The sequence below is a fragment of the Leptolyngbya sp. CALU 1928 genome, assembly GCF_056784215.1.
Genome location: NZ_JBXBCE010000018.1, coordinates 271,197 through 298,034 on the forward strand (window position 1 = coordinate 271,197; position 26,838 = coordinate 298,034).

Here is a 26,838-nt window from a genome sequence, read left to right on the forward strand (position 1 = left end):
CAAGATTGCTCTTGAGATTTCCTGCTTCATCTATCGAGGTGTTTCTGCTCTTTCATGCCGCTCAGTATTGGGCGCATCCCATTACGTCAGCAAATTCTCGCGGGGGTTGGCAGTTTCAAGCTGGCGCAGTTTTTCGTAAAGTTCTCGTTCGGGTTCGCTGATTTCTTTGGGGATGACAATTTGAATTTCGACAATTTGGTCGCCGCGTGTGCCGTTGGCTTTGGGGTAGCCCTTGCTTGCCAAACGCAACCGCTGCCCAGAGCGCACACCGGGCGGAATCGACATTTTGACTAACCCATCTAGGGTTGGCACTTCCACCGGGTTGCCTAACACGGCTTCACTGGGAGTTAGGGGCAACTCACAGACAATATCAGCGCCATCTAGCTGAAAGAATGAGTGGGGCGATACATCAATTTTGAGATAGAGATCGCCGCCGCCTACGCCCTGTCCTTTGAGGCGAACGCGCTGCCCAGTCACCATTCCAGCCGGCATATTCACTTCTAGCGATCGCCCGTCTTCTAGCCGAATTCGCTCCCGACCGCCTGTGTAAGCTTTTTCGAGCGGAACCGTCAGTCTGGCTTCCGCATCGCGTCGGGTGGTGCGAGGGACGGTATAGCTGGTTTTGGAGGTGCCGGGACGATAAGATTCTCTAGGGGTGCCGGGGGCTGGCGGCGCATCGCGGCGATTGAGCAGTTGATCGACAAAGCTGTTGAAATCACTAAACTCATCAAAATTTATCCCTTCAGATGCCGTGCGATCGCCACTACGACCATTCCAACCGCGACTGCTGGGCGATCGAGCGGCTTCCTGAAACCCGCGCTGTTTCCAATAGCGCCCATATTGGTCATATTTGCTGCGATTGGTGGGGTCAGACAACACCTCGTAAGCTTCGTTAATGTCTTTAAACCGTTCTTCCGCCGATTTATCGTTGGGGTTCAAGTCAGGGTGAAACTGCCGAGCTAGCCGCCGAAAGGCTTTTTTAAGATCCTCGGCAGTCGTTTCTTTCGGAACTCCTAAGATGTCGTAATAGTTGCGGAAGTTTTGCATAGAGAAACGGTTATTTGCTCGCTGTTGGTTGCTATTTAATCGCGAATCGCGAATTGCTGTAAATTAAAGCCAGTCATCGTCGTCATCCCAATTATCTTGATTCAGGTTGGGACGGGGATTACGGTTTGGCTTATTGCGATCTTGGGGCGGTGCATAGCGATCACGGCTATCTCGGCTGGGCGATCGCGGGGGAGCACTGGGGCGATCTCGATCATAAGCGGAACGGTCGGATGGTTGGCGGGTTTCATAGCGATCTTCATTGTCCCAGCTATTGGAACGGTTGCCATCCCGATTTCTATCCCGGTTATCCGTGCGATTAGAAGGAGTACCATAGCCCCGATTGGCATCCCGATTACTATCCCGACTAACATCGCGCGGAGGAGCCGTATCCCAGCGATCGCCCCCCCGATTTACATCTCGGTTTAAGTCACGCGCAGGCATATTACGGGGGGCACTATCCCAGCGATCGTCCCGCCGATCATTGCCACCATATCGCGGAGGTTCGCCGCCACGGGACAAACTGCCATAGCCATAGTTTGTGCCATAGCTCGTGCCATAACGGTCATTGCTATTGCCACGGCGATCGTCGTAGTCATAGTAATCATCGTCGTCATCGGTGAAGAAGCTCTTAATCGCACCCAGCAGGCTATCTTCTTCTTCCTCTTGCTTATTGCGCGCATAGACTTCGCGGGTTAGATCAGACAACGCATCTTGCAGATCGGCTTGAAAGCGATCGATGCCGCGTTCGTCATTTTGAGCCAAAGCTTCCCGCAGTTGCCGAGAGGCGGTTTCAATCCGACTGCGATAGCTGCTGACAAACTGCATCCCAAAATCTAAGGTGGCTTCGCGCAGTTGCCGTTCCGATTTAAAGATCAGGGACTCAGCATCATTGCGCTTTTGGACTTTTTCTTTCTTCGTGCGATCGCTTGCCGCAGATTCCTGAGCATCCCGCATCATCCGCTGCACTTCTGCTTCACTCAGCGTAGAAGCGCCCTGAATGGTAATTCCTTGTTCTCTGCCCGTGGTGCGATCCATAGCAGTGACTTGCAAAATGCCATTTGCGTCAATGTCAAAAGACACCTGAATTTGAGGAATGCCTCTGGGGGCAGGCGGAATGCCCGTCAGCTTAAACCGACCCAGGGATTTGTTCCCTGTGTTGATCTCGCGTTCCCCTTGTAGGGCATGAATTTCTACTAAGGTTTGGTTATCTTCGCCTGTGGAAAAAATGTCAGAGCGCCGTACCGGAATGGTGGTATTCCGGGGAATCAGCTTTTTCATCAAGCCGCCAATGGTTTCCAGCCCAAAGGAAAGCGGTGTCACATCAAGCAGCAGAATATCTTTGACTTCGCCTGCCAAAATGCCTGCCTGGATTGCCGCCCCAACCGCCACGACTTCATCGGGATTCACGTTTTGGTTGGGCTGCTTGTCAATAAAACTGCGAACCAATTGCTGCACGATGGGAATCCGGCTAGAACCACCCACCAAAACCACTTCATCAATTTGAGCCGGACTCATGCCGGCATCTTTGAGGGCTTGCCGCACGGGTCCTCGAATCCGGGTGAGTAAATCTCCGCAGAAGCCTTCAAATTCGGCGCGAGTAAGGCGAGTTTCGAGATGTTTGGGTCCGTCTGCGGTGGCAGTAATAAACGGTAAATTGATTTCGGTGATGGTCACACCCGAAAGCTCGATTTTGGCTTTTTCAGCGGCTTCCGTCAGACGTTGCAGAGCTTGGCGATCTCGCCTTAAATCAATGCCGTCTTGCTCAATAAACTTCTCTGCCAGCCAATCCACAATTTTTTTATCAAAATCATTGCCGCCTAGCTGGGTGTCGCCAGAGGTCGCTTTCACTTCAAACACGCCATCGCCCACATCCAAAATCGAGACATCAAACGTGCCGCCGCCTAGATCAAACACCAGAATCGTTTGGCTAATTTGGCGATCGAGTCCATAGGCAAGGGAAGCCGCCGTGGGTTCATTCAAAATTCGCTTCACTTCCAGTCCGGCAATCCGCCCCGCATCACGAGTGGCTTGTCGCTGGGAGTCATTGAAATAAGCGGGTACAGTAATCACTGCGCCCGTAATTGGCTCCCCTAAATAGCGGCTTGCTTCATCCGCTAGCTTCTTTAAAATCATTGATTGCACTTCTTCCGGCGCAAAATCTCGCTCCAGCCGGGGGCACTTGATTTTGACGTTGCCCAAATCGTCTTTGCGAATGGTGTAGGGCACCCGTTTAGATTCGGGGGTTAGTTCTGAATACTTTCGCCCGATGTATCGCTTTACGCCAAAGAAGGTGTTTTGGGGGTCGAGGACTGACTGTCGGCGTGCCATTTGCCCCACAAGCCGTTCACCATCTTTGCTAAAGCCAACGACAGAAGGGGTTGTTCTCATGCCTTCTGCATTGGCGATTACCACTGGCTTCCCCCCTTCCATTACCGAAACCACAGAGTTCGTAGTTCCTAAGTCTATGCCGACGACTCTTCCCATGCGTAATCCATCTCCCCTAGGCTGCATAAACAATGCAGATGCTTCAACCCATTGTATCGTGCGAATGAATTGTACTTTAGCGATCGCATTAGATGACTATAGCAAGCGAGCAACTTCCTTCAGTTCCTTAGATAATAGGGCTTCTAGAGCCTGGTGTCTCGCTTACTGAAAGATGGTTCAAGTGAAGGCTGATTCTTAGAGCGATCGCACCTGATTGATCGCGCATAAGGTTGCTTCAGGAGTGGTAGGAATACTGATCGGTTAGTTGGGATTGCTAATTCATCAGATGCGATCGCATCACGGATACTGCTCACGTTTTGAGGGACATAGATCAAGCAATGGACAGCGATCGCAAGCAGGATTGCGGTAATAGCAGCATTTTTGTCCATGCAACATCAATACTTCGTGATGGTCGTAAACCTGTTGGGCTGTCCAATCAGCGGGGAGTAAAGCTTCTAGAATGGCATGGGATTTACCAACATCCACCTTTGCAGGCAAAATGCCTAAACGGATGGCAACGCGATGATGGTGGCTATCCACAGGCAAGGCACGACCCCGCAATCGGCTAAAAGCTAACACTGCTGCACTCGTTTTGGGTCCCACTCCTGGCAAGGATTCTAACCAAGCACGGGCTTCAGCAACGGGCATTTCACCTAAAAAATCAAGCGACCAGTTTTCATCCAATCGTTCTCCAATCAAGCGCAACACTTGTTGAAGCCGAGGCGCTTTGGAATCTGCCCACGTACAAGGTGCGATCGCCGCCTCCACCTCTTTAGTCTCTGCATCTCTGACTAGCTCCCAACTTGGAAACCGTTCGACTAATTGCTGAAACGCTTGATGAGAGTCCTTATTTTTCGTGCGGTGAGACAGCAAGGCTGAAACTAATTCACTCAATGGATCAAGGTTGTGAAAGTAGGCAATTGGGCAACCATATTCAACACAAAGGCGATCGTGAATCAAAAGTAGCCTCAGCTGTTGATCGGATAAATTCGTTTGCATACTAGCCAAAAGAAAAGAAGTTGAATTGAGTTTTTCTGTTGAATAGTGTGCCGTTTTAAGAACAGAATCTTTCCATAAAGTAGTCTTCTGGAGATTTGTAATCCCTCAGAGGGTTATTGCGTTGCTGGTGAGAGAAATGAAAATAAACTTGATATTGGAAAAGTTGCGGCGATCGCCCTAGCCGTTGAGACTCAAGCCAATCGCCCCTGAATCAATGGCGCGTCAAGTGGATTCGGGAGTGGCGACGGTGATTTGGGTGGGCGATCGCCACAATTCTACCTTCGTTTCCTGCTTCGACTTGCTGCCGAATGCTGGAGTCGTAGAGCGCTTATCCACGGTGAGCCAACTTTTCTTTGCTGCAACGTCGTTGACCCATTGCTATAGGGTTAACCTCATTGTGACTTGCCCCTTCAACTTGAGCTTGGAGAGGGCAATGCTTGTATTGAGTTTTGGTGTGTGAGGGGATCGCCCAGAGTTACCAAAAAATCAGATCAACGAATCTAAACCGATCCTTCAGGGCTGCCGATTGCCGCAGTTGAGTCTACCTGCTCACTAGCAAGCCGACGCTTACGGGCATAGAGTTGAATTGCCGCTACCATACCAATCACCATTGCTGCAATCAGCCAAGTCGTTAGATCCATGGGCAGGCTGTTTTTGAACACTGCCAGCATCACAACAATCACAAAAAACACTGTAGGGATTTCATTAAACCAGCGAAACTGCTGCCCGGTCATTTTGCACTCGTTCGCCGCTAGCTTTTTCATAATCCGCTTGCAGTAGTGATGATAGCCCACCAGCAACAGTACAAAACCTAGCTTAATGTGCATCCACGGCTCTTTCATCACGGCTGGCTCAGTGGTGACTAACCCGATCGCCATAGCGATCGTCAGCAGCATTGCCGGAGTCATGATGATGCTATACAGCCGCTTTTCCATTACCTGATATTGGCTGGTTAAAATGCTGCGCGCGGGTTCTGGCTGCTCATAGGCTTCTGCGTGATAGACAAACAACCGAGGCAAATAAAACATGCCTGCAAACCAGCAAACAATTCCAACAATATGAAACGCTTTGAACCAAAAATATGCCATTTTAAAACCCTTTTTAGAACTTCAGATTGAGCGATCGCAGCGTCATGAGTGTCTATTGATGACTACCCATCCAGCCAAAACTCAGATCCTCAACCCATCGCTTCTATTCACCTTTTCTAGAGTTTCAGATTTTGGATTGCAGTGGCAAGATTATCCATAATTTGAAATCAAACTCTACAATCCCTAAACTGGATGCTGAAATACCGAATCTAAATACACTTGTGCAGCTTGTTGGGATAACAAATTGGCATCAGTCCTATCACCCTCTCCATTTTGGACTAAAAAAAGAGATAAAGCCGCCGCAAATAGCCGATCTTGATCCCAACTAGTATGGTTTTCTAGGTAGCACGAAAGCGCCCCATAAAGTTCCTCAGGAATCTCTGCCAAAATACTAATAGTCATTTATAAACCCTCATTGTGCTGAATCAGATGAAAACATTGCACCCAAAAAGTGAGAGGAAGCTGCCATGAATCTTGCTAATCTGCAAAAACTTACACAGTAGCGCCGCGCGTTTAATGCCCAATGCCTAGACCCCAATCATTGACTTAGTGATCGGCAGAACACCTCTAGAGGTAATTCGCCTCATTGTGTATAGCCTCAAATGAGTTGTCAATCTAATAGAAACGCTAGTTCCTCATTGAGAAAAAAGCGACCTACGAAGGAATCGCCATTTGAGCCTGATCCCCGTTACAGTTCTTCATTATTTTTTCAATGAATGAACTCAAACTGCTTTTGGATGCCAACCGACTCTAAATAGCTCACAATCCCGTCGCTCCGTTTCTACCTGTGGAAAACCTCATCTTCTTTGTGGAAAACTCTGGGTTTATCTGTGGAGAGCCTGTGGAATCGCTGAGGAAAACTATTGGAAACGATAAGAATTGCAAACCGCTAAAAAGATAAAAACTATGACTCAGAAAAATGATGTTCCTGCGCTCCTCTTCTCATTTTTGATTACGGCTGGCTTGGTCGGCGGCGGTTTTTGGTGGTTGACCCAAAAATCTGGACTGAATGTAGGAACTCTGTTTCCTCAAGGCTCCAGTTCAACATCATCCTCAACGAATTCATCAAGCAACTCCAACTCATCAAGCATTCAAGATTTCTCCCAGATAGAAAATGTGCCTAGTGGACTGTTTACCTATGGCGGCAGTACCTCTTGGGCACCTATTCGCCGAGATGTTGATGCGGCTATTCAAGCGGCTCGTCCTGAGTTTCGCTTACGGTATGTGAGTCCGACGGGCAAGGCACCGGGGTCGGCAACCGGCATTCGGATGTTGATGCGTGATGAGTTAGCCTTTGCTCAATCTTCTCGCCCTATTACCGAGCAAGAATATCAACAAGCCGATCAACGAGGCGTGAAGCTGAAGCAAGTTTCTGTGGCGATCGATGCTTTAGCGGTGGCAGTCCATCCCAGCTTAAATATTTCAGGGCTAACCATGGATCAACTAGGCGGCATTTACACAGGCAAACTCATTAATTGGAGTCAGGTGGGTGGGGCGAATTTGCCGATTCAACCGATCGCCCGCCCAGTCAGTGCAGGGGGAACGATTGAGTTGTTTGTAGAGCAAGTTATGAAAGGGCAAGGCTTTGGGGCAACGGTGCAAACAGTGGCAACGACCACCGAAGCCGTGCGGAAACTGGCTCAAACTCCCGGTGGTATTTACTTTGCCTCTGCGCCTGAAATAGTGGATCAATGTACGGTGAAGCCGATCGCGATCGGGCGCACTCCCAACGAATTAGTGCCTCCTCATCAAGGCTCTCTGCTTTCTCCAGCTGAATGCCCCGCTAAGCGCAAACTCAATGAAGCGGCAATCAAAGGAGGACAATATCCCCTAACGCGCAATTTATTTGTAGTGATCAAGCAAAATAATCAAAAAGAGCAGCAGGCAGGAGAAGCCTATGGCAACTTTGTTTTGTCTAATCAGGGGCAAGCATTGCTTGAAAAAGCGGGTTTTGTGTCTGTCCGCTAAAGCTATTTACGAAAACAATTGGGCTATTCAAGGCAACTGAGCGATCGCATTAAGCGTGTCCACTGGGAAGTCAGCAGCCTAAGATCGGTTTTATTCGATCCTTTCAAAATCAGGTCAAATAATCACTGACTGTAGTCTGCTCGACGCGCAGTTCTTGCATGGGTACGCTAGACTATCAAATCTGCCAAGCTATAACAGTCAGAGGAAAAAGGAATGGGAAGACGCTCAACTGCGATGAATGCTGATACTGAGGAGTCATTGGATCAGTCAACGACGGCAAAAAATCAGTCCAAAGTGGTTGAAGCGGAGCAAAAGGCACGATCGCAACAGGGCGAAAAGAAGCGCGATCGCCAAAAGCGTTCTAATGGACATCCAGCCCCGATGGTGGCAGCTTCCTCACGTTGGACCATTGAAGACAGCGAAGAACTGTATCGAATCAATGGCTGGGGAGAACCTTATTTTTCGATCAATGCGGCAGGGCATATCACCGTTTCTCCCCAAGGCGATCGCGGTGGCTCCCTCGATTTGTATGAACTGGTGAATTCCCTCAAGTTGCGGAACCTAAATCTGCCTCTGCTAATTCGCTTTTCAGATATTTTAGAAGATCGGATCGAGCGGCTGAATGCGGCATTTGCAAAAGCGATCGCCCGGTATAACTACGAGGGTGCCTATCGCGGCGTGTTTCCGGTGAAATGCAACCAGCAGCGCCACTTAGTCGAGTCGCTGGTTAAATTTGGCAAGCCTTACCAGTTTGGTCTGGAAGCGGGTTCCAAACCCGAACTAATGATTGCCCTGGCAACCCTGCAAACGCCGGGAGCCTTGCTGATCTGCAACGGCTACAAAGACCGGGAATATATTGAGATGGCGATTCTGGCGCAGCAGTTAGGCAAAATTGCCATCATTGTGCTGGAGCAGGTTGAAGAGGTGCCCATGGTGATTGCCGCAAGCCGCAAGTTGGGCATTTCTCCAGTGGTTGGGGTGCGGGTGAAACTCAGCAGTAAAGGGATTGGACGCTGGGGCACTTCGGCAGGCGATCGCGCGAAGTTTGGCTTAACGATTCCTGAAATTCTTCAAACCGTAGAGTTGCTGCGGGAAGCCGATTTGCTCGATTCGCTCCAGCTTTTGCACTATCATATTGGTTCCCAGATTTCGGCAATCTCGGTGATTAAAGATGCGATTCGAGAAGCGAGTCAGGTGTATGTGGAACTGGCGAAATTGGGCGCAGGAATGCGCTACCTGGATGTGGGCGGCGGTTTGGGTGTGGATTACGACGGCTCTAAAACTAATTTCTACGCTTCCAAAAATTACAACGTGCAGAACTACGCAAACGACATTGTGGCAGAAGTAAAGGAAGCCTGCGTTGAACGCGGTTTAGCTATGCCAACGTTGATCAGCGAAAGTGGACGGGCGATCGCGTCTCATCAATCGGTGCTGGTCTTCAATGTGCTGGGGACAAGCGATGTGCCCACTGGTGCCCCCGATCCCGTGCGCGAAGAGGAACATCTGATTATCCGCAATTTGTGGGAAACCTATAACGCCCTCACAGTGGATAACTATCAAGAGGCATACCACGACGCGGTTCAGTTCAAAGAAGAAGCGGTCAGCCTGTTTAATTTTGGCTATGTGAGTTTGCCAGAACGCGCCCGTGCCGAGCGGCTGTTTTGGGCGTGTTGCCAAAAGATTTTAGAGATTGCCCGTCAGCAAGACTATGTGCCCGATGACTTGGAAGATCTAGAAAAGATCATGGCATCGATCTACTACATCAACCTGTCGGTGTTTCAGTCTGCGCCGGATAGCTGGGCGATCGACCAGTTGTTCCCGATCATGCCGATTCATCGACTCGACGAAGAGCCAACCAAACGAGCGACCCTGGCAGACCTCACCTGCGACAGCGACGGCAAAATCGATCAGTTCATCGACCTGCGCGATGTCAAACATGTGTTAGAACTGCACCCACTCAAGCCTGAACAACCCTACTATCTGGCAATGTTTTTGGGCGGTGCCTACCAGGAAATTATGGGCAACCTGCACAACCTGTTTGGCGACACCAACGCCGTTCACATTACCCTCACGCCCAACAAAGGCTACCAGATTGACCATGTGGTCAAGGGCGACACAATGACAGAGGTATTGGGCTATGTCCAGTATGACTCAGAAGATATGGTCGAAAGCATTCGCCAGCAAACCGAACACGCCCTGCAAGAAAAGCGGATTACGCTGCAAGACTCTCAACTGCTGCTGCAAAACTATGAACGCAGCCTCAGCCGCTATACCTATCTGTCGTCTTGAGGGCGATCGCACTTCTCGATTTGCCGTACCACGGTTAATGCAGAATAGCTGACTCCAGCGGTGCCTTCACCGGGGTGGGTGGAGTCGCCCACGAGCCAGAGGGATTGGATCGGGGTGCGGTTGGCAAAGCCAAAAGGTCCAAAGGTGGGGATGCGCTGCCCAATGCCGCCCACAATGCCGCGATCGCGTGCCGTATATCTGGCAAAAGTGCGCGGAGTTCCGGCTTCTATCACTTGAATTGTTTGGTCGTTGAGCGTGAAAAACTGGCTAAGACGGGCGATCGCTTCATCCATGTAGCGCCGTTTCAATGCATCGTAATCAGTGTTCCACCACTGTTTTGTCTCAGTAAACGAAGAGGCAATGATGGTTGCCTTGCCATTCGGTGCCCGACCATCCCCCGGTTTGCTGACAGACACAAACAGGGAATTATTTTCAGCGATCGCCCCCTCATAGTCATACAAAAATTGCAGGTGGGGCGGACAGTCTGCCGGAATAGCGTTTTGGTCTACACCCAGGTAGATCACAAAGGCACCCGATGACGGCGGCAATTTCTCCACTCGCTGCTGATAGCCTTTAGGAGCGTCATCATCCAATAGCTGCATCAGATTTTGCACCGTCACATTTGCCACGATATGATCGGCGGGTTCTGTCCACATTTCGCCTGTTTTCTGATCGCGAATGGTCACTCCAGTAGTGCGACCGTTTTGAGTGTGAATTTGCTTAACCGTATGGCGCAATAATAATTTGCCGCGATCGCGTTCCAAAGCGGAAACAAGGCGATCGCTCAATGCTTGCATACTGCCCTGCAAGTGAAACAGTCCGTGGGGTGCTTGTGAGACTGCGAGTGCCGTTGCGGCATAGAGCAAAGCCGTTTCGTCTGTATCCACTTGAGAGTAAAGCTTTAGCTGCATATCGAGAAAGGTTTTGAGGCGGCGATCGCCCTCCAACCGAAACCCTCGCAACGCATCCCCCACCGTCGAGAAAGTATAGGGTAGCGTCAACAGCGTATCGGGACGAACTGCCTTCACCAATTGCAGCAAATCCCACGCGCTGCGCGGCGGTAACACTGGATCACGCCCCTGAAACGCCCAACTATGATGAAATAACCCTGCAAGCAATTGCCAAAAGGGTTCACTGCCTGGAAACTGCCGCGATCGCTCTGCCTGCCACTTTTCTGGATCGCGCCAGACGCTAATCGGTTGCGTTTCTCCCGGCAAATAGACGGCACAAGCCGGATCACACTGAGTCGCAGCAGGTAGCTCAATCTCTAGCTCTGCAAAAATCCGATGATGAATGCCGCCCGGTTCTAACCCTGCAACTTGAGTTGCGCCTACGTCAAACGTAAACCCTTGGCGCTTGAAGGTAGACGCACAACCACCCGGTACTAACGCCTGCTCTACCATCAACACAGAGTAGCCACGACTGGCAAGCAATGCCCCTGCCGTCAGTCCACCGATGCCTGCGCCAATCACTACAACTCGCTTGCCAGTCATGCCACACTTTACATTTGTTAACCTTCTTTATCCTAACTGGAGTTTGAACCAAACTTCTCCTCTTGATCTGAGTTGCGAAGGAAAGGTCACGGACTAGAGAATCTAGGTTCGATTCGTCACAAGCCGATTATTTCAACGGTGCGATCGCTTTTCTAAGGTTTGACGGTTAACTCCAGCACCTTTACTGTTTGGGCACGGTTGATTCAATGGAGATCTACCGCCTTTGACATGGTGAAATTAAGGGTTTAAGCGGTAGCATAGGATTAGCAATGTTTACCACAAACATTGATGTTGAATTCTGCACTATCCATGGACAGTAGTCCATTCCCACACAGTAGTATTATCCTCCTTTAGCCTGGTGAGGCTCAACCTCCCAGCGCGGGGGAGATTGAGGAGAACACCATGCTTACACAGGAAGGGCGTACTTCCCTGTCGGAAACTTCCGATTGGAATCGGCTGAAATTTGAGTTAAATCAATTGCCCGCAATTGATGTTGGCGACTTTATTGTTGACCTGCCACCAGAGCGCCGCGCGATCGCCTTTCGATTGCTCAAAAAAGACCAGGCGACCGACGTATTTGAATATTTGCCGCCGGAAGTGCGCGAAGAACTGATTGGCGCATTGCACGATGTTCAGGTGTGCCAAATTATTGAAGAAATGCGCCCAGACGATCGCGCCGAATTATTTGATGAACTGCCTGCTGGTGTAGTGCGTCGGCTGATCCAAAATCTCAGCCCCACCGAACGACAGGCAACAGCAACGATTTTGGGCTATGCCGAAGGCACCACAGGTCGGCTGATGACGACAGAGTATGTGCGCTTGCAGCAAGGGTTAAGCGTTGCCGAAGTCCTGAGCAAAATTCGGCTGAATGACCGCGATAAAGAAACGATTTACTATGCTTACGTTACCGATAACAACCGCAAGCTGTTGCAGGTGGTATCTTTGCGGCAACTGCTGTTTTCGTTGCCAGAGGCGCTGATTGGCGATATTGCCAGCGATCGCGTGATCAAAGTTTATACTGAAACCCCCCAAGAGGAAGCGGCGCAACTGATGAAGCGCTATGACCTATTAGCGGCTCCTGTAGTAGATCGGGAAGATCGGCTGGTGGGCATCATCACCATTGATGACATGGTGGACGTGCTAGAAGAAGAAGCCACCGAAGATATTCAGAAAATTGCTGGGGTGACGAGCGGTGATGAATCTTCTCTATCTCATCCCTTGCAAAAGCTGCGGAATCGCTTGCCCTGGCTCGTGGGCATTATGGGGCTATACATTGGCGCTTCTAGCGCGATCTCTCCCTTTCAAGGCACTATCTCAGCCGTTCCAGTGCTTGCGGTGATTATGCCGCTATTTTCCAATACGGGTGGCACCGTGGGCATTCAAGCTTTAACCGTAACCATTCGCTCTCTGGGCGTAGGTGAGGTCACTCCTGAAGACACTGGGGAGATTCTGCGAAAAGAACTGTTGGCGGGATTGGGCACCGCGATCGCCTTAGGAACCACGATGGTGCTATTGTCACTCATTTGGACTCGACCCACAGAGCGGTGGGTCAGCTTGGTTGCCGGACTGGTGATGTTTACCAATACTTTGGTAGCCGTAACCCTAGGCACCTTACTACCCATGGGCATGAAACGCCTTAAGCTTGATCCGGCATTAGTCAGCGGTCCTCTAGTCACCACCACCCTCGACACGATCGGCTTTATCCTTTTCCTTTCGCTGATTACCTTCAGCATCAACGTACTCAAGTTACCCGTGGTGTAGTTGCCCATGACTTAAGGTCGCTTTGTCAATCCGTTAGCGCCTCAGAAAAACCGTGAGGATCAGCGTGAAGGGTGCCGATGAAAGACATCGCTACCCTATAAAAATCTCGTACTAATGCCGACTTCTCAGCTCGACTTTATCCATTTTGAAGAGGAGGAAAGGTAGCAAAATCAGGAAAGCGTTATTTGATTTCTCCTGATGAACTTGCTACCGAAAGAATTAATCCCGTGGATTCTGGCGTTTGCCCCGTTATTTTCCAAACCCGTCTGGGAATCGGCGCTTGTCCTGCTTGTGGGTGCCATTGTAGCACCCGGCAAACGCACCGTCAGTGCCATGTTACGGGTGATGGGAAGGCAGCATGAGTCCCACTTTCAGAACTATCATCGCGTCTTGAGTCGGGCGCTTTGGTCGAGTCGTCAGGCCAGTCGAATCCTGCTACACCAACTGGTCACCGTTTTTGCCCCCACTGGAGTGTTAGTCATGGGCATTGATGACACCATTGAGCGTCGCTGGGGGAAACGCATTGCCGCAAGAGGGATCTACCGTGACCCCGTGCGTTCTAGCGATAGCCATTTTGTCAAAACCAGTGGATTACGGTGGTTATCGCTGATGCTGTTAGTCGAGATCCCCTGGGCACAACGGGTTTGGGTCCTACCGTTTTTCACGGTTCTAGCACCGTCTGAGCGTTACCACCAAACTCGCAAACAACGCCACAAAACCCTGCTGGATTGGACCCGTCAGATGCTCACCCAAGTGAGGCGATGGACACCACAGCGAGCAATTGTCCTGGTTGCTGATAGTAGCTTTGCGGCTCTAGAGTTTCTCGATGACCTCCGAGAACTGCCGATGGCAGTTTCTGTCGTTACCCGCTTACGGCTGGATGCGGCGCTCTATGAACCTGCACCTGAGCGTCAACCCAAACAACTAGGTCGCCCCCGCAAAGTGGGTAAACGCTTACCTACCCTCAAATCAATGCTCGACACGCCTGAGACGACTTGGCGAACTGTAACAATGGAGGCGTGGTACGGTGGGCGCACGTGTGAACTTCAGGTGACCTCTGACACGGCTGTTTGGTATCACACTGGATTGCCTGCGGTTCCGATTCGTTGGGTACTGGTCACAGACCCAACGGGTAAGTTGGAGCCTCAAGCCTTTCTCTCAACAGACATCCATGCCACCGCTGAGCAAATCTTGTTATGGTTTCGTCAACGTTGGCAGGTGGAAGTGACCTTTGAGGAAGTCCGTGCTCATTGAGGCGTGGAAACCCAAAGGCAATGGTCTGATTTAGCGATCCTACGAACGACTCCTGCTTTATTCGCTCTGTTCTCCCTTGTGGTGTTGTGGGCTCATCAACTTCAATCTCACATCGAGTTCTCACTTCCGCACTCTGCTTGGTACGACAAGTCTCTCCCAACGTTTGTCGATGCATTAGCGCTGGTTCGTCAGCGCTTTTGGCAAACCCGACTTTTTCAGATCTCTAGCTCAACAACCGATATGGTGAAAATACCTAAACCCTTATTGGACTGCTGGTTCAGCTTGCTGTGTTACGCTGCCTGAATTGGATAAAGTCGAGCTAAGAGGATGTCTGAAAAGTCCCCTGGACGATAGCTCAGCATTCCCACTTATCTTGATTCTGACTCACAGGCTGGTATTCAGAATCAGGTGGCGACTTGATTGATCCATCAATAATCCCGCGATCGCTTGCTCTAATTTTTCTCACAAAAAACCCTCCAGCTTTACGCCAAAGGGTTTGTTCCGCACACAACCAAGGGAAACTTAGATAACAGAAATCAAGGACGCTCCAGAAAATCTGTATTGTTGCAAATTATTATCTAGCTGCCGTCAATAATCCGGTGCATACGCTACAAAAGAACAAGATCGATGAAAAACTAACGCCCACCATCGAGTCAATATCCCAAAAATCCTAGCGCCTTTGCTTTATGCCAACTTATCCCGGAATTTCGAGTGAAGCCTTTAGACATCCCCTCGATCGCCAAGCAGAACAAGCTCTTCGCAGTGTTCCAGGCTTTGATTTGGTTGCCAGTAAGTTTGTTGAATATTTGACTGAGCGCCCTCAGTTTGTTTATCAGTTAGGCAACAGCATCCAGGTGGGTCCCCGCCAATATGCCTCGATTCACCAAATTTTTCGAGAATGCCTGCGGGATTTAGATATTTACCCAGAGCCAAGCCTATTCATCTCCCAAAACCCTGCCGTAAATGCTTTTGCGCTAGGGCGAGATTTTCCGTTTATTGTGCTCAACTCTGGCTTACTCGATTTGGTTAGCGAAGCCGAACTACGAACGGTGATTGCCCACGAACTGGGTCATCTCAAATGTGAACACACGATTCTGATTCAGATGGCAATTTGGACGACTCAGGTGGTGTCTGGGCTAGCCGATCGCACCTTTGGGCTAAGTACTTTAATCAGCACGGGGTTGGTTGCGGCGTTTTTTGAATGGCTCAGAAAAGCAGAACTCTCTGCCGATCGCGCTGCCCTGTTGGTTACCGATGATCTCCAGCCTATTTTGACGAATATGATGCGAATTGCTGGCGGCAGCAGCAAATACGCTCACGAGTTAAGCGCAGATGAGTTTATTCAGCAATCGGAGCGCTACCAGAACTTAGATGCCGACGGACTCAACCAAATCTATAAGTTTTTGCTCTACAACAACCTGTCGGCAGGTGTTTTTCTCAGCCATCCGTTCACCGTTGAGCGAGTTCACTATTTGCGCGAATGGTCAGTTTCCAATGATTATCGCCAAATCCGCCAGGGGAACTATGCCCGTGCGGGTGCCGCAGGCTCAGTCGAAGTGCCCGTTGAATCGCCTACTGCACCCTCCCCAAAGCAAACAGAAGTGGATGTTTTGCGCGACGAAATTGATCAACTCCAGCAGGAAATCGATCGCATAAAAAAAGGTAGCTAAACCAAATCAATCCTGTGTCAGACGAATTCCGCATCAGGACTTATATTAAGTAAGGTTCTTTGCTGGCACGGCGTGGAAAGGGAAACAATGATTTGGCAACAATGGCGGCTGCAACAATGGCGGGGTTGGTGGCTGGCGATCGCATTCATCGTCGCGATCGCCTTAACCAACTGCACCGCGAAGAATCAATCGTCTGCACCCGTTTCTAGTGGAACTGCTGCCTCCTCGTCATCCGCTTTGGTTTATGGATCGACGGGACAGCCCGTAAACCTGGAGCCGGGAAATGTGACCGACGGCAACTCGGTGATTGTGCAAAACCAAATTTACAATCGCCTGATGGAGTTTAAGCCGGGAACAACTGACATACAGCCTGCCTTAGCTACAGAGTGGAACGCCTCAGCCGATGGCAAAACCTGGACATTCAAACTGCGGCAAGGGGTGAAGTTTCAAGATGGCACGCCCTTTAATGCCGAAGCGGTCAAGTTTAATATTGAACGCTGGTGGGATGCCAGCCATCCCCAGGGTTACCGCAACGCTGGCAAGATTTATGAAATATGGTCACAGATATTTGGCGGCTTTAAAGGCACCCCCAATTCGATTGTGCAATCGGTGACAGTAGTAGATTCGGACACGGTGCAGATTGGACTCAATCAGCCGTTTGCTGCCTTTCCCAATGCGATCGGCTCAGCCTTTTTTGGCATTGCCAGTCCAACAGCCGTTAAAAAAGCCGGAGCAAAATATGGCACTCCGGGTTCCTTGGCAGTGGGAACGGGACCGTTTGTGTTTAAAGAATGGCGGACTGGCGATCGCATTGTGCTAGAGAAAAACCCGACCTATTGGCGATCGGGGTTTCCCAAGGTGAATCAACTCGTGATTCGCTTTGTTGCCGATCCGGCGGCTCGGTTAGCTCAACTGCGCGCCGGACAAATCGATTTCACCGTGGATTTAGCGCCGGATCAAAAGAAAGAAATTGATGCCGATGCCAATTTGACCGCGATCGCCCGTCCTTCCTTTAATGTGGGCTATTTAGCATTAAATCCTAGCTATAAGCCCTTGGTAGATGTGAAAGTGCGGCAGGCGATCGCCCATGCCATCAATCGACCTGCGATCGTCCAAGCCTTCTGGGGCAACTTGGGCACCCATGACCCTCACTTTTTGCCAGAGTCACTTGCTTGGGCAAACGATACCACCCTTGCCGCCTATCCCTTTGATCCCAAAAAAGCCAAACAACTACTCACCGAAGCAGGCTACCCCAACGGCTTTGATCTCGAACTGTGGTATATGCCTGTTTCTCGTCCCTATTTTCCGACTCCTAAACCCATTGCCGAAGCCTTTGCCGCAGACCTCAGCGCGATCGGCATCCGCGTCAGCCTCAAAACTCAGGACTGGGCGGCATACTTAGCGAATCGGCGTAAGCCTCCCGGCTACCAGTCTTTTATGTTGGGCTGGACGGCAGATTATGGCGATCCTGATAGCTTCTACTTTCCTCACTATGGTCCCGGTGCCACCACGGACATCGGCAACTGGAAAAATGCCACCGTGTTTCAGCTTTTGAACCAAGGACGAGCCATTCAAGCCCAAGCTGATAGAGCCAAAGTTTATGCTCAGGTAGACAAAATTTTGCATCAAGAGGTGTTGCGGATGCCGATTGTTCACTCTCAGCCGTTAGTCGCACAGCGTAAGGCGATCGCCGGGTGGGTTCCCAGTCCCCTCGGCTCAGAACCGTTTGAGTCCATCAGCAAGGAGTGATCAAAAAACTCATCGCACTGAAGTAATCAAAACGACCAAGGCGCTCAATTCTAGTCTGTAATATAACGACTAAGCTCACCCGCCGCCGGAAGCGTGACGACGAAAGGAGCGAAGCTGTAGGCGGTCGGGTGCAGCGCCCCGTTAGCCTGCCGTTGGTCAGTTTTAGACTCGTTTCATCGTGAGTGACCCTGCGCTTTGGGTTATGACCGCAAAACCGAGCCGCTTATATAAACGCACTGCTGGATTTCCAACCGATACGCTCAAGGACACCGATGAACCTCTGCATTCTGAATCAAACAGATGAGCCAACAAATGTGTGCCGATACCTTGACCACGATAGTCGGGCAAAACAGCAATAGATAGTTTAGGCGTACTGTCATCCACATAACCATAGCCTTGGTTCTCACCCACCATCAAACGCAACCAGACCGCACCGATGGGCTGACCCATTGCCGCATCGCTGATGATAAAGCCACAATCGCCCTCACGCCCCCAGCCCTGAACGTAGCGCGCAAGTTCAGAAAGGCGAATTACCTCGCGTGGGGGCGCAATTTGTCCTTCGGGAACATGAAGCGCCTGATACAACATCTCCCAAAGAAACGGCTCATCTTCTGTTGTGAGTGGTCGAATGATGCAGTTCATAACCCTTAGTTTGCATCAAAGGTGCGCGCGGCGGACTAACAACTAAGGTAAGCGGCGGCAGACAACTGTGGCAACTACACCAAGATCTCTCAAGCGATCGCTTCATCTCCTTGAGAGGTTTCTTTCACAACTGCTTGAGAGGAGTAGAGGTGAAAGTCACTGCAGCGCATATCTCACCACTCTCTAGTGATTTGAATATTTGCAGACACAACAATATCTCTGCTGGGGCAAGCAGTCAGTTAGCCTAAAATACTGGTTTCGATGTAGACGGTTTCACTCATACCCAGCCAGATCGCAAGCAACCCGATCTTAAACTGATCCCAGAAAAGTGAAAAGCTAAGGTTTTTGCCAAATCAGTGAATAGCGCCAGAGTAGATGCCTTTGGAGGCGGAAACCAGGAATAACGGCGGCTGCAACTTTTCTGATCTGTGCCAGTGGCACCTGAGCAGGACGAGTCGGTGCAACAACCATAGCCGGTTTCTCAACTGATGCTCGATGCCATTTCAAATACACAAAGTTGAGCGGAATGGAAGTTGCACTGTAAGCGTAATCGATCAGGGTTTGCTCTTGATAAAGACCGAGGATTAACAGTTTTCCGGAAGGGCGCAATAGTAACTTCATCTTCTCTAAAGCTGCTTCTAAGTCCATGTGGTGTAATACAGCAATCGACACAATTACATCGTAAGCTGCTTCTGGTAAGTCAGATTTAAGGAAATCAGCCTGTCGGTAGGTAATATTGGGGGCAGAATTACGATGTGATGCTTCCGTTAGGATTGCGCTGTCAACATCAAGTGCATCCACAACCTCAGATCTCTCCGCGAGTTTCCAAGCAAAAAGACCCAACCCACAACCTACGTCTAGCGCCCGACTGACCTTCGCAGGAATTTGACGTAGTAGATAGCTGTGGTAATGAGCATTGTGGTTCCACATTACTGAATTACTGGTCAAATGCATCAAAGTCTAACGCTTTTTTATCAGGGCTAACGTTGCCCCTCACCCGCCGCAGATAATCGCTGCATCACCCTGCTCAAATCTTGGCGGTCGGTTTGCATGGACGTTGTTATGCAGTGATCGCACTCACACTCGATCAAAGGAACACAACACTTTACTTGAGAATTAGCGGTGTTAAAACAGGAGCCATTAACATTTCAAACTCCAGATTGGTCGCACTCACCACGTTCTCTACAATTTTACCCTCTCGTAGCCGCATGACATGAGTTTCAATAAAAGTGATATCCCGATTTGTAGCGGCAACACCAAAAAACTCTTTCATGTGTTTTTGCACAGATCTAAACCGAACGACCACCCGATCGCCTGCTGCAAAAATATCTTCAATCATCATCTCCGAACCCGCAATGGGCGGAAAGGCATCGAAAAAAGCACTAAATACTTGCTTGTAAGCTTCACGTCCGTCGATTGCTCCATCTGGCTTTAATCCAGTAATTGCCTGCACATTTTCATCCAGCACATCCGGTGCTACGGTCATATCACCCTTGCCCAAAAACTGCTCAATAAAAATCCGAGCGATCGCCAAGTTTTGTTCTTCAGTTGAAGTCATCATCGTTATTCCTCTCTGTAGTTGTTTAGTCGCTTCGATTCAATCAACTACCAAGCCAGTGCCACTGCGCCCCCAAACTTCCGCATTTCTGCAAAAAACTTGCCCTGTGCGCCACCCTCGGTCAGTGTCGCCAGATAGACGGCAGTTTCAGCACCCTCATCGGCTGTAAACGGTGCGCTAGAGCCACCCATGTCAGTTTGCATCCAGCCAGGAGAGTAGGCATTCACTAAAATATTGGTGCCTTGGAGTTCCTTTGCCCAGAGCGCCGTTAAACCATTTAGCCCAATTTTAGAAAGGCGATAGGACGGAGCCAACGGATAGTAATCACTCCCCAGCGATGAGAGGGATGCCATCTCAGTAGACACATTGACAATCCGTCCGTAATTTTGCGCTTTCATCAACGGCATCAGCGCCTGCGTGATTCTAGCCACGGCTAGAACATTTGTTGTCAAGGTTGCTAGCATCGTTTCTAGTTGAACCGTGAGCAGACTGGATTCTTCGGGTTGCATCGTGGGGTTAACCCCCGCATTGTTAACCAAAATATCGGCTCTGCCATAGGTCTGCTGCAACCAGGTTGTGAACTGCTGCACACTGGCATCACTGGTGACATCCAGCGGATGAAAATCCACTTGAATAGTTTCGCTGGATAGGCGCTGTTGGGCGGCAAGACCATCTTGCTCTTGCCGACTCGTCAACACGACTTGAATATTTTCCTGCTGTGCCAACTGGCGAGCGATCGCATAGCCTAACCCTTTGTGACTACCGGTGATTACAGCAACTTTCTGCGTCATGATCGTCAAACTTTCCTGAATTAAATGGATGTACAGTTACCGTAGCAACCCCTAAAATATTAAGCAATTCGATTTTTTATATAAAAAGTATCAATGAAATCGATAAATCTGGCGGCAATCGATTTAAACCTGCTGGTTGCCTTTGAAGCCCTTTTAGAGCAGCACAGCGTCACAAAAGCTGCCGAGCAACTTCAGATTGGGCAGCCTGCCATGAGTGCCGCACTCAGCCGTTTGCGTATTTTGTTTGAAGATGAATTGTTTGTGCGGTTGGGTCGGCAGATGCAGCCGACGCTCAAAGCTCAAGCGATCGCTCCAGGCATTCTGGCAGCATTGCAACAGATTCGCCAAGCCGTTACCGCCAGTCAGACCTTTGAGCCAACGTCTAGCGATCGCACCTTTACCATCGGCAGTTCAGATTACACCAGCTTTGTCCTAATGCCGCTGCTACTGGAATTAAGTCATCAAACGGCTCCATTCATCAACTTTCGGATGATTGGATTTGAGAAGGACAGTATTGGAGATCTGCTAGAACAGGGAGAAATTGATGTGGCGTTGGGTGTTTTTTCCGATCCGCCCCGACAAACGCAATGGGAACCCATCTTTGAAGAACGATTTGTGGGAATTGCTCGTCAAGGACATCCGGCTCTTCGACAGGGAACCATGAGTTTAGAAACCTTTGCCCAGCTTTCCCACGCCCTCACAACTCTACGTCGAGATACTACAGGTGCCATTGATGAGGCGTTATGTGAGCGAAACTTAGAGCGCCGGATTGCATTTACAACTCCGCATATGATGGTTTTGCCGTTTGCGATCGCATCGGGTGATGTAGTTGCAGCGATTCCTCGACGCATTGCCCTCCGTTTAGCAACGGTCTGTGATTTAACAATTTTTGAACTGCCCATCAAAACAAAACCGTGGATGGTTTCCATGCTGTGGAGTACTTTGAGCGATCAAGATGAAGCCAATCGTTGGTTACGTGACGTAATCAAAGTGATTTCTCAAAAGGTTGGGGCAAGTACAGAGAAAATTTAGGTCGTGCCCCCGCTACAGACTAAGCCGCATAGCAACTTAGCATACTGAAGTTTTCCGTATAACACCCCCAAATTAGGAACTTATCCAGAAATTTTCTGGATAATATTGCAACTAAGGGATTATGCAGAAAATTTCTGGATAACATTCCAAGTTGAGTGGATAGACTCAAGTACTTCAGCAATTCCAAATTCAAAACTTTGACAACTCGCTGAATCAGACTGGAGGATAAGGAAACACCTCGTGGGAGCACGGTGATGGAATCATTGCCTTTAAGTTTTGGGGTGTTGTTAGGCTATCTGCATCAAGCCATCAGTCGGATTGAAGACCCAAGGCAAGCGAGTAACGGCACCCGCTACAGCGTGAGTGACGCAATCTTGGCAGCGTTTAGCGTGTTTTTCATGCAGTGCGAGTCTTTCCTGGAGCACCAACGGCAAATGCAGAGTCGGCAGGGCAAGGATAACGCTCAAACATTGTTTGGGTTAGCTCAAATTCCGAGTACACCGCAAATCCGCAATATTTTGGATCACCTGGCTGCACCTGTCCTAACGGGTGTGTTTGAGCAGGTGTATCGAGGTTTGAGGCAAGGGGGATACTTGCAGGCATACCACTGCTTGGGAGGGCATTTGTTAGTCACCTTAGACGGGACGCAATATTTCAGTTCGCAGAAAATTCAGTGTCAGCAGTGTTCAACTCGAACGCATAAAAATGGGCGTGTGACCTATTTTCATAGCGCGATTCTACCCGTGATTGTCGCTCCTGGTCAGTCGCAGGTGATTGCCTTAGTCCCCGAATTTATCAGTCCGCAAGATGGGTCTGTGAAACAAGACTGCGAAGTGGTGGCGGCTAAACGCTGGATGCAGACCCATGCGGGGCAATTTGCCCAACACCCAATAACGCTGCTTGGGGATGACCTCTATAGTCGTCAACCGATGGTTCAGCAGTGTATAGAGCTTGGCATAAACTTCATTTTTACCGCTCTACCCGACTCTCACCCTGCCCTGTACGAGCGCTTGCACGTGCTTGAGGTTTTGGGGGCGCTCGAGACCCTAGAAATCCGGCAATGCCACCAGCGCACTCCAGCGATTTATCACTACCGCTATGCCAATCTCGTGCCGATTCGGGACACTCAACCCGCCTTGCTGGTCAATTGGTGCGAACTGGTCGTTACCCGGGAACACGACGCTCAGGTGCTCTACCACAATGCCTTCATCACCCACCATCGCTTGGGTCATACCACCGTTGCCTCAGTGGTCGCTGCTGGTAGAAGTCGGTGGAAGACCGAAAACGAAAATCACAATGTCCTCAAAACCAAGGGGTACCATCTCGAACACAACTTTGGGCATGGGCAACAGCATTTAGCCAACTTTTTGCTCACGCTCAATCTCCTGGCTTTCCTGTTCCATACAGTGCTTCATCTAGTGGACACGTCTTATCAGAAAATTCGCCACCAACGGGGCACTCGCAAGGGTTTCTTTCAAGACATCCTCAGCCTGACTAAGTATTTGCTATTCAATAGTTGGCAGCATCTAATTGACTTTATGCTCTCCGATGCAGACCCCTCTCCTATCACTGATTCCTCTTAAATTTTTGAATTTGGAATTGCTGCAAGTACTTTGTGTCGATTTTGCTGTATAGGCAAGAATCTTGGTGCCAGTTGTAACGATCGCTGCTTTACCTCGCTGTTCTAGATGATGTAGTTTTGATGATTGCTTCTGCTGGGTCGGATCATGCGATTGTCAGGGACTATTTGCACCTTTGACAGCAATTCAACTTGCGTTGGCGTATGGCGATTGCCCCAATCTTGAGAATTAGGTTTAGGCAATGATCCTCAATAGTCCCGAAAATCCAGTTCAGCCATGAAAACTTGTGCAGGAGCATTGTTGCGATGATTAGGCGATCGCTAAAAATGGCAAAATTTGGTGAATCAGCATTTGAGGATCGACAAGGTGAAAATCCGCGATCGGTGCCCAACATACTTGCTCATGTCCGAAGGTCTGTTGATAAACGTCAAGCAGATTGGCAAAATTGCAAAGATAAGGGGCTTAACCTCCTTGTTCACAGAGCTTTCTGAGTATTCAATGAAACTTAAATGACAATTAGCTCATACCGCGCAGAATTAATTCTGATTTTATCAGCCTTGCTAGACTATGGAGTCGGCGATCCTTGGAATTGGTGGCATCCAGTGCAGGGGATGGGCTGGCTGATTTCTCAGTATACCCAACGAGCTTTCAAAGCCTTTGATTCCGCGATAGCCCTGCGATTGTCTGGCATTGGGCTGGGGCTAGGATTGGTGCTGGGGAGTGGCTTGGCAGGATGGCTGATTATCGATGTAGCTAAGCAGATTCACCCGTTGATCGGTTTTGTAACAGAGGTGATTTTGCTGGCAAGCTGTTTTGCCGGACGCAGTTTGCGAGATGCGGCAATTGAAGTCCTTCAGCCGTTAGAAGCAGGAGATTTGGAGCAAGCGCGATCGCGCTTAAGCCGCTATGTAGGGCGAGATACCGAAAATTTGTCAGAGTCTGAAATTCTCCGGGCTGTATTGGAAACCGTCACCGAAAATGCAACCGATGGCGTGATGGCTCCATTGTTTTATGCGATCGCCGGATCATTGATTCCAGCGATCGGGGGTGTCCCTCTGGCGTTGGGTTATAAAGCCGCCAGCACCCTTGATTCGATGGTCGGCTATCGCGCTGCCCCCTACACTGACTTGGGCTGGTTTAGCGCCAAATTGGATGATGCTTTAACCTGGTTACCCTGTCGTCTCGTCGTATTGACGCTCTCCATTCTGTCTGGCAATCCTTGGCAGGTTTGGCAGGTTTGCTGGCGGGATGCTCCCCAAGATCTCAGCCCCAACTCTGGTTGGAGCGAGGCTGCCTATGCGGCGACATTGGGTGTGCAAGTAGGCGGAACAAACTGGTATCGCGGCGTTGAACAAAAAAAGCCGTTATTGGGAAATGCAACCCAAGCGATCGCGCCAGACCATATTTTTGCGGCGCTTCGCCTCACTCAACAGTGCTTTTTGCTCTGGCTGGCGATCGCTGTTTTAGCGCACTGGTTATCGCAAGGTTGAATGTTTTGTTAGGCGATCGCACCAGGCGTAACTTGAAAACTATTGGATAACAATTTTCAAATAACTAGCGCTAAAAAATCTTTTGAGACTCACTGTAGAGTGCTTAAAAGAACCGCGTGCATGAAGGCAATATCGGGGCTGCGTTGGATTGCTTGGTCGTAGCGCTGTTCAGCAAGAGTGCCGTCCTCAGATGCTTTGAGCAAGGTTTTCGCTTGTTGTAAAAGATCTTGAATTTGGCTGGCAGCGATCGCGTCTTTGTCATCCATCAACTCATCAACCTGCACGATAAACTGAGACATGGGACGCAGCCAATCGAACCATTCATGGCTAATGACTAATTGAAAAAACTCGCCATTGGTTTGGATTTTGCCAAAATGCTGCTCATAGGTATCTCGCTCCGCATCTAATAGGGCTTTATGGAGCCGCAGAAAGCCTTGACGCACTTCGCGTAACTGTTTGATTTCAGGATCTAAAGAAAAATTTGTAGAAGTCATTGAGCAAAATTACAATAAAAAACCTTTCTCATCTTAGTCATATCTGATGAATTTGTTGATCCCTCTTAAGCGCAATTGTGATCGGTTTGCAAATCATCTAATTCGGCATAATCTGGCAATGTCGTATCGATCTCGATACCGTTTCGCAACACTACTCGATCATGTTGCGATCGCGACAGCAATTCACTATAACGCCGCGCTTTGAAGAGAACCAGATCCGCAGGCAAGCCGACCTCAATTCGCCCAACGGTGGGCAACCCCATTAAATCGGCAGGAGTGGATGTAATGGCGCGGCACCAATCACCATAGGGGCGATCGAGGTGCGCGATTTTGGCGGACAGAGAGAAGACTTCTAAAGGATCATGGTCACCAAATGCATGGAATGGATCACGACAATTATCGCTGGCGATCGCCACTGAAACGCCTGCCTGTTTCAGTTCATGTAGTAAGGTTATGCCACGCCAGCGAGGGGTTTTTTCGGATTGTCGATCTTGTAGATATAGATTGCACATCGGTAGACTGACAACGCCAATGTTTGCCTGTTTAACAAGGGCGATCGTTTTTGTGTATTCTTCAATAGGCTGCACAGCAAGACTACAGCAGTGACCGCAGACAATCTGTTTTTGAAACTGCTGCCGCAAAGCCGCTTCCGCTACAATTCTCAGACAAATAGAATCGGGATTATTGTTTTCATCCACATGCAGATCAAGATCCAAATTGCGATCTTGAGCGATCGCCAGAGTGCGATCAATTTGCCGTTCAATCGCTGGATTCATGGAGGCAAACCCGCCTAAAACACCGCCCAGTTCGGCGATTTGATCTGCCAGTTTTTCACCTTGGGGAGTCAAAAAATCCTCTAAAGCCACTAAACAAACGGCTTGCAAAATCATTCGGTTTGCCCAGCGATCGCGCAAGGCTCGAAATGCCTCCAACGTCACCTCTGCCAACGCGCCACCAGCATCGAGATGAGTGCGAATTGCCTTCGTCCCATGAGCATAGCTACACTTTACGCCAAACTCCATGCGGCGATAAACATCCTCAACGTTCCACTGTTCAGCATCTTGACGAATCGTTTCTAGCCCATCGGCAAAGGTGCCTGTCACATTCGGTGCCCGCTCCCATACATGTCCTTTATCGAGATGGGTGTGCATATCCACAAAACAGGGAAATACCATGCCGCCTTGTAGATCAACAGAGGCGTGATCAGATGTCGTTGTTCTAGTGGGGACGATGTGGGCGATCGCGCCATTCACAATTTCAATATCTACGAGCAGTAACTCATCTTGCACGATAGATTTTGACGAACCTGGGCAATCACGGCTTTGCACCATTAATGACGCTGGCACATGAGCATTTCGCAGCCAATAGTGATTAGTGTTGGGAATCATAGGTAAAGAGAAAAGAAGTTTGAGAAGGACATTTGACTAAGCATGATCAAAAATAAAGGGA

The 26,838-nt window shown here is 49.6% G+C and carries 22 protein-coding genes and 1 pseudogene; 11 read left to right on the forward strand and 12 right to left on the reverse strand.

Features of this window, described 5'->3' with window-relative positions; genetic code table 11:
* Window positions 1-81: 81 nt before the first annotated feature.
* From AC1S5B_RS24010 to AC1S5B_RS24020, 3 genes are all read right to left on the reverse strand, one after another.
* On the reverse strand, window positions 82-1,047 hold the full coding sequence (locus tag AC1S5B_RS24010; protein ID WP_482038184.1) for a DnaJ C-terminal domain-containing protein: 966 nt from the start codon (window positions 1,045-1,047) through the stop codon (window positions 82-84).
* A 63-nt stretch (window positions 1,048-1,110) separates the two neighbouring features.
* Window positions 1,111-3,531 carry a molecular chaperone DnaK gene (gene dnaK, locus AC1S5B_RS24015; protein WP_482038425.1) on the reverse strand — a complete coding sequence of 807 codons (2,421 nt, stop codon included), beginning with the start codon at window positions 3,529-3,531 and terminating at the stop codon, window positions 1,111-1,113.
* 297 nt (window positions 3,532-3,828) lie between these two features.
* On the reverse strand, window positions 3,829-4,425 hold the full coding sequence (locus AC1S5B_RS24020; RefSeq protein ID WP_482038185.1) for an endonuclease III domain-containing protein: 597 nt from the start codon (window positions 4,423-4,425) through the stop codon (window positions 3,829-3,831).
* Between the two features lie 319 nt (window positions 4,426-4,744).
* Between AC1S5B_RS24020 and AC1S5B_RS24025 the strand changes: the two genes are divergently transcribed.
* Complete coding sequence (locus AC1S5B_RS24025) at window positions 4,745-4,990, forward strand: hypothetical protein (protein ID WP_482038186.1); 246 nt, start codon at window positions 4,745-4,747, stop codon at window positions 4,988-4,990.
* Window positions 4,991-5,030: 40 nt separating this feature from the next.
* Here the strand turns inward: AC1S5B_RS24025 and hemJ are convergent, their stop codons facing one another.
* Window positions 5,031-5,618, reverse strand: a complete 588-nt coding sequence (gene hemJ / locus AC1S5B_RS24030) for a protoporphyrinogen oxidase HemJ (protein ID WP_482038187.1) — start codon at window positions 5,616-5,618, stop codon at window positions 5,031-5,033.
* Between hemJ and AC1S5B_RS24035 the strand changes: the two genes are divergently transcribed.
* Window positions 5,599-5,778, forward strand: a complete 180-nt coding sequence (locus AC1S5B_RS24035; RefSeq protein ID WP_482038188.1) for a hypothetical protein — start codon at window positions 5,599-5,601, stop codon at window positions 5,776-5,778. The two genes, hemJ and AC1S5B_RS24035, sit on opposite strands and share 20 nt — an antisense overlap.
* A 23-nt stretch (window positions 5,779-5,801) precedes the next feature.
* Here the strand turns inward: AC1S5B_RS24035 and AC1S5B_RS24040 are convergent, their stop codons facing one another.
* Window positions 5,802-6,020, reverse strand: a complete 219-nt coding sequence (locus AC1S5B_RS24040; RefSeq protein ID WP_482038189.1) for a DUF2811 domain-containing protein — start codon at window positions 6,018-6,020, stop codon at window positions 5,802-5,804.
* 504 nt (window positions 6,021-6,524) lie between these two features.
* On the opposite strand from AC1S5B_RS24040, the gene AC1S5B_RS24045 reads away from it, so the two are divergent.
* Window positions 6,525-7,586, forward strand: coding sequence for a PstS family phosphate ABC transporter substrate-binding protein (locus AC1S5B_RS24045; RefSeq protein ID WP_482038190.1), 1,062 nt, complete (start codon window positions 6,525-6,527; stop codon window positions 7,584-7,586).
* Window positions 7,587-7,799: 213 nt separating this feature from the next.
* Entirely contained in the window at window positions 7,800-9,875 is a 2,076-nt protein-coding gene (gene speA, locus AC1S5B_RS24050) for a biosynthetic arginine decarboxylase (protein WP_482038191.1), read from the forward strand.
* Here the strand turns inward: speA and crtD are convergent.
* On the reverse strand, window positions 9,860-11,368 hold the full coding sequence (gene crtD / locus AC1S5B_RS24055) for a C-3',4' desaturase CrtD (protein WP_482038192.1): 1,509 nt from the start codon (window positions 11,366-11,368) through the stop codon (window positions 9,860-9,862). The genes speA and crtD overlap by 16 nt on opposite strands.
* Before the next feature lie 402 nt (window positions 11,369-11,770).
* Here crtD and mgtE point away from each other — a divergent pair, with 402 nt between their 5' ends.
* From mgtE to AC1S5B_RS24075, 4 genes are all read left to right on the forward strand, one after another.
* Window positions 11,771-13,129: a magnesium transporter gene (gene mgtE / locus AC1S5B_RS24060; RefSeq protein ID WP_482038193.1), complete on the forward strand. Its 1,359-nt coding sequence runs from the start codon at window positions 11,771-11,773 to the stop codon at window positions 13,127-13,129.
* Window positions 13,130-13,327: 198 nt separating this feature from the next.
* Window positions 13,328-14,383, forward strand: a complete 1,056-nt coding sequence (locus AC1S5B_RS24065; RefSeq protein ID WP_482038194.1) for an IS701 family transposase — start codon at window positions 13,328-13,330, stop codon at window positions 14,381-14,383.
* Window positions 14,384-15,069: 686 nt separating this feature from the next.
* Window positions 15,070-16,053, forward strand: coding sequence for a M48 family metallopeptidase (locus AC1S5B_RS24070; protein WP_482038195.1), 984 nt, complete (start codon window positions 15,070-15,072; stop codon window positions 16,051-16,053).
* An 87-nt stretch (window positions 16,054-16,140) separates the two neighbouring features.
* A complete protein-coding gene (locus tag AC1S5B_RS24075; protein WP_482038196.1) occupies window positions 16,141-17,802 on the forward strand; it encodes an ABC transporter substrate-binding protein in 1,662 nt (553 codons plus the stop codon).
* Window positions 17,803-17,964: 162 nt separating this feature from the next.
* On the opposite strand, the gene AC1S5B_RS24080 is transcribed toward AC1S5B_RS24075, so the two are convergent.
* The 4 genes from AC1S5B_RS24080 to AC1S5B_RS24095 all read right to left on the reverse strand — a co-directional run bounded on the left by AC1S5B_RS24080 (window position 17,965) and on the right by AC1S5B_RS24095 (window position 20,793).
* Window positions 17,965-18,444: an N-acetyltransferase family protein gene (locus tag AC1S5B_RS24080; RefSeq protein ID WP_482038197.1), complete on the reverse strand. Its 480-nt coding sequence runs from the start codon at window positions 18,442-18,444 to the stop codon at window positions 17,965-17,967.
* 336 nt (window positions 18,445-18,780) lie between these two features.
* Window positions 18,781-19,374 (reverse strand): class I SAM-dependent methyltransferase, encoded by a 594-nt coding sequence (locus AC1S5B_RS24085; RefSeq protein ID WP_482038198.1) that lies wholly within the window; start codon window positions 19,372-19,374, stop codon window positions 18,781-18,783.
* A gap of 175 nt (window positions 19,375-19,549) precedes the next feature.
* The gene (locus AC1S5B_RS24090; protein ID WP_482038199.1) at window positions 19,550-20,005 is read right to left on the reverse strand and encodes an ester cyclase; all 456 of its coding nucleotides are present in this window, start codon (window positions 20,003-20,005) and stop codon (window positions 19,550-19,552) included.
* 44 nt (window positions 20,006-20,049) lie between these two features.
* Window positions 20,050-20,793, reverse strand: a complete 744-nt coding sequence (locus AC1S5B_RS24095) for an SDR family oxidoreductase (protein WP_482038200.1) — start codon at window positions 20,791-20,793, stop codon at window positions 20,050-20,052.
* A gap of 93 nt (window positions 20,794-20,886) precedes the next feature.
* Here AC1S5B_RS24095 and AC1S5B_RS24100 point away from each other — a divergent pair, with 93 nt between their 5' ends.
* The 3 genes and pseudogenes from AC1S5B_RS24100 to cbiB all read left to right on the forward strand — a co-directional run bounded on the left by AC1S5B_RS24100 (window position 20,887) and on the right by cbiB (window position 24,895).
* The gene (locus AC1S5B_RS24100) at window positions 20,887-21,825 is read left to right on the forward strand and encodes a LysR family transcriptional regulator (protein ID WP_482038201.1); all 939 of its coding nucleotides are present in this window, start codon (window positions 20,887-20,889) and stop codon (window positions 21,823-21,825) included.
* Window positions 21,826-22,109: 284 nt separating this feature from the next.
* Window positions 22,110-23,324 (forward strand): annotated as a pseudogene (locus AC1S5B_RS24105) (ISNCY family transposase); the annotation flags it as partial.
* A gap of 590 nt (window positions 23,325-23,914) precedes the next feature.
* Complete coding sequence (cbiB, locus tag AC1S5B_RS24110; protein ID WP_482038202.1) at window positions 23,915-24,895, forward strand: adenosylcobinamide-phosphate synthase CbiB; 981 nt, start codon at window positions 23,915-23,917, stop codon at window positions 24,893-24,895.
* An 89-nt stretch (window positions 24,896-24,984) separates the two neighbouring features.
* Here the strand turns inward: cbiB and AC1S5B_RS24115 are convergent, their stop codons facing one another.
* Both AC1S5B_RS24115 and AC1S5B_RS24120 read right to left on the reverse strand, forming a co-directional pair.
* Window positions 24,985-25,389 carry a hypothetical protein gene (locus AC1S5B_RS24115; RefSeq protein WP_482038203.1) on the reverse strand — a complete coding sequence of 135 codons (405 nt, stop codon included), beginning with the start codon at window positions 25,387-25,389 and terminating at the stop codon, window positions 24,985-24,987.
* Window positions 25,390-25,454: 65 nt separating this feature from the next.
* Window positions 25,455-26,777, reverse strand: coding sequence for a cytosine deaminase (locus AC1S5B_RS24120; protein WP_482038204.1), 1,323 nt, complete (start codon window positions 26,775-26,777; stop codon window positions 25,455-25,457).
* Window positions 26,778-26,838 lie beyond the last annotated feature (61 nt).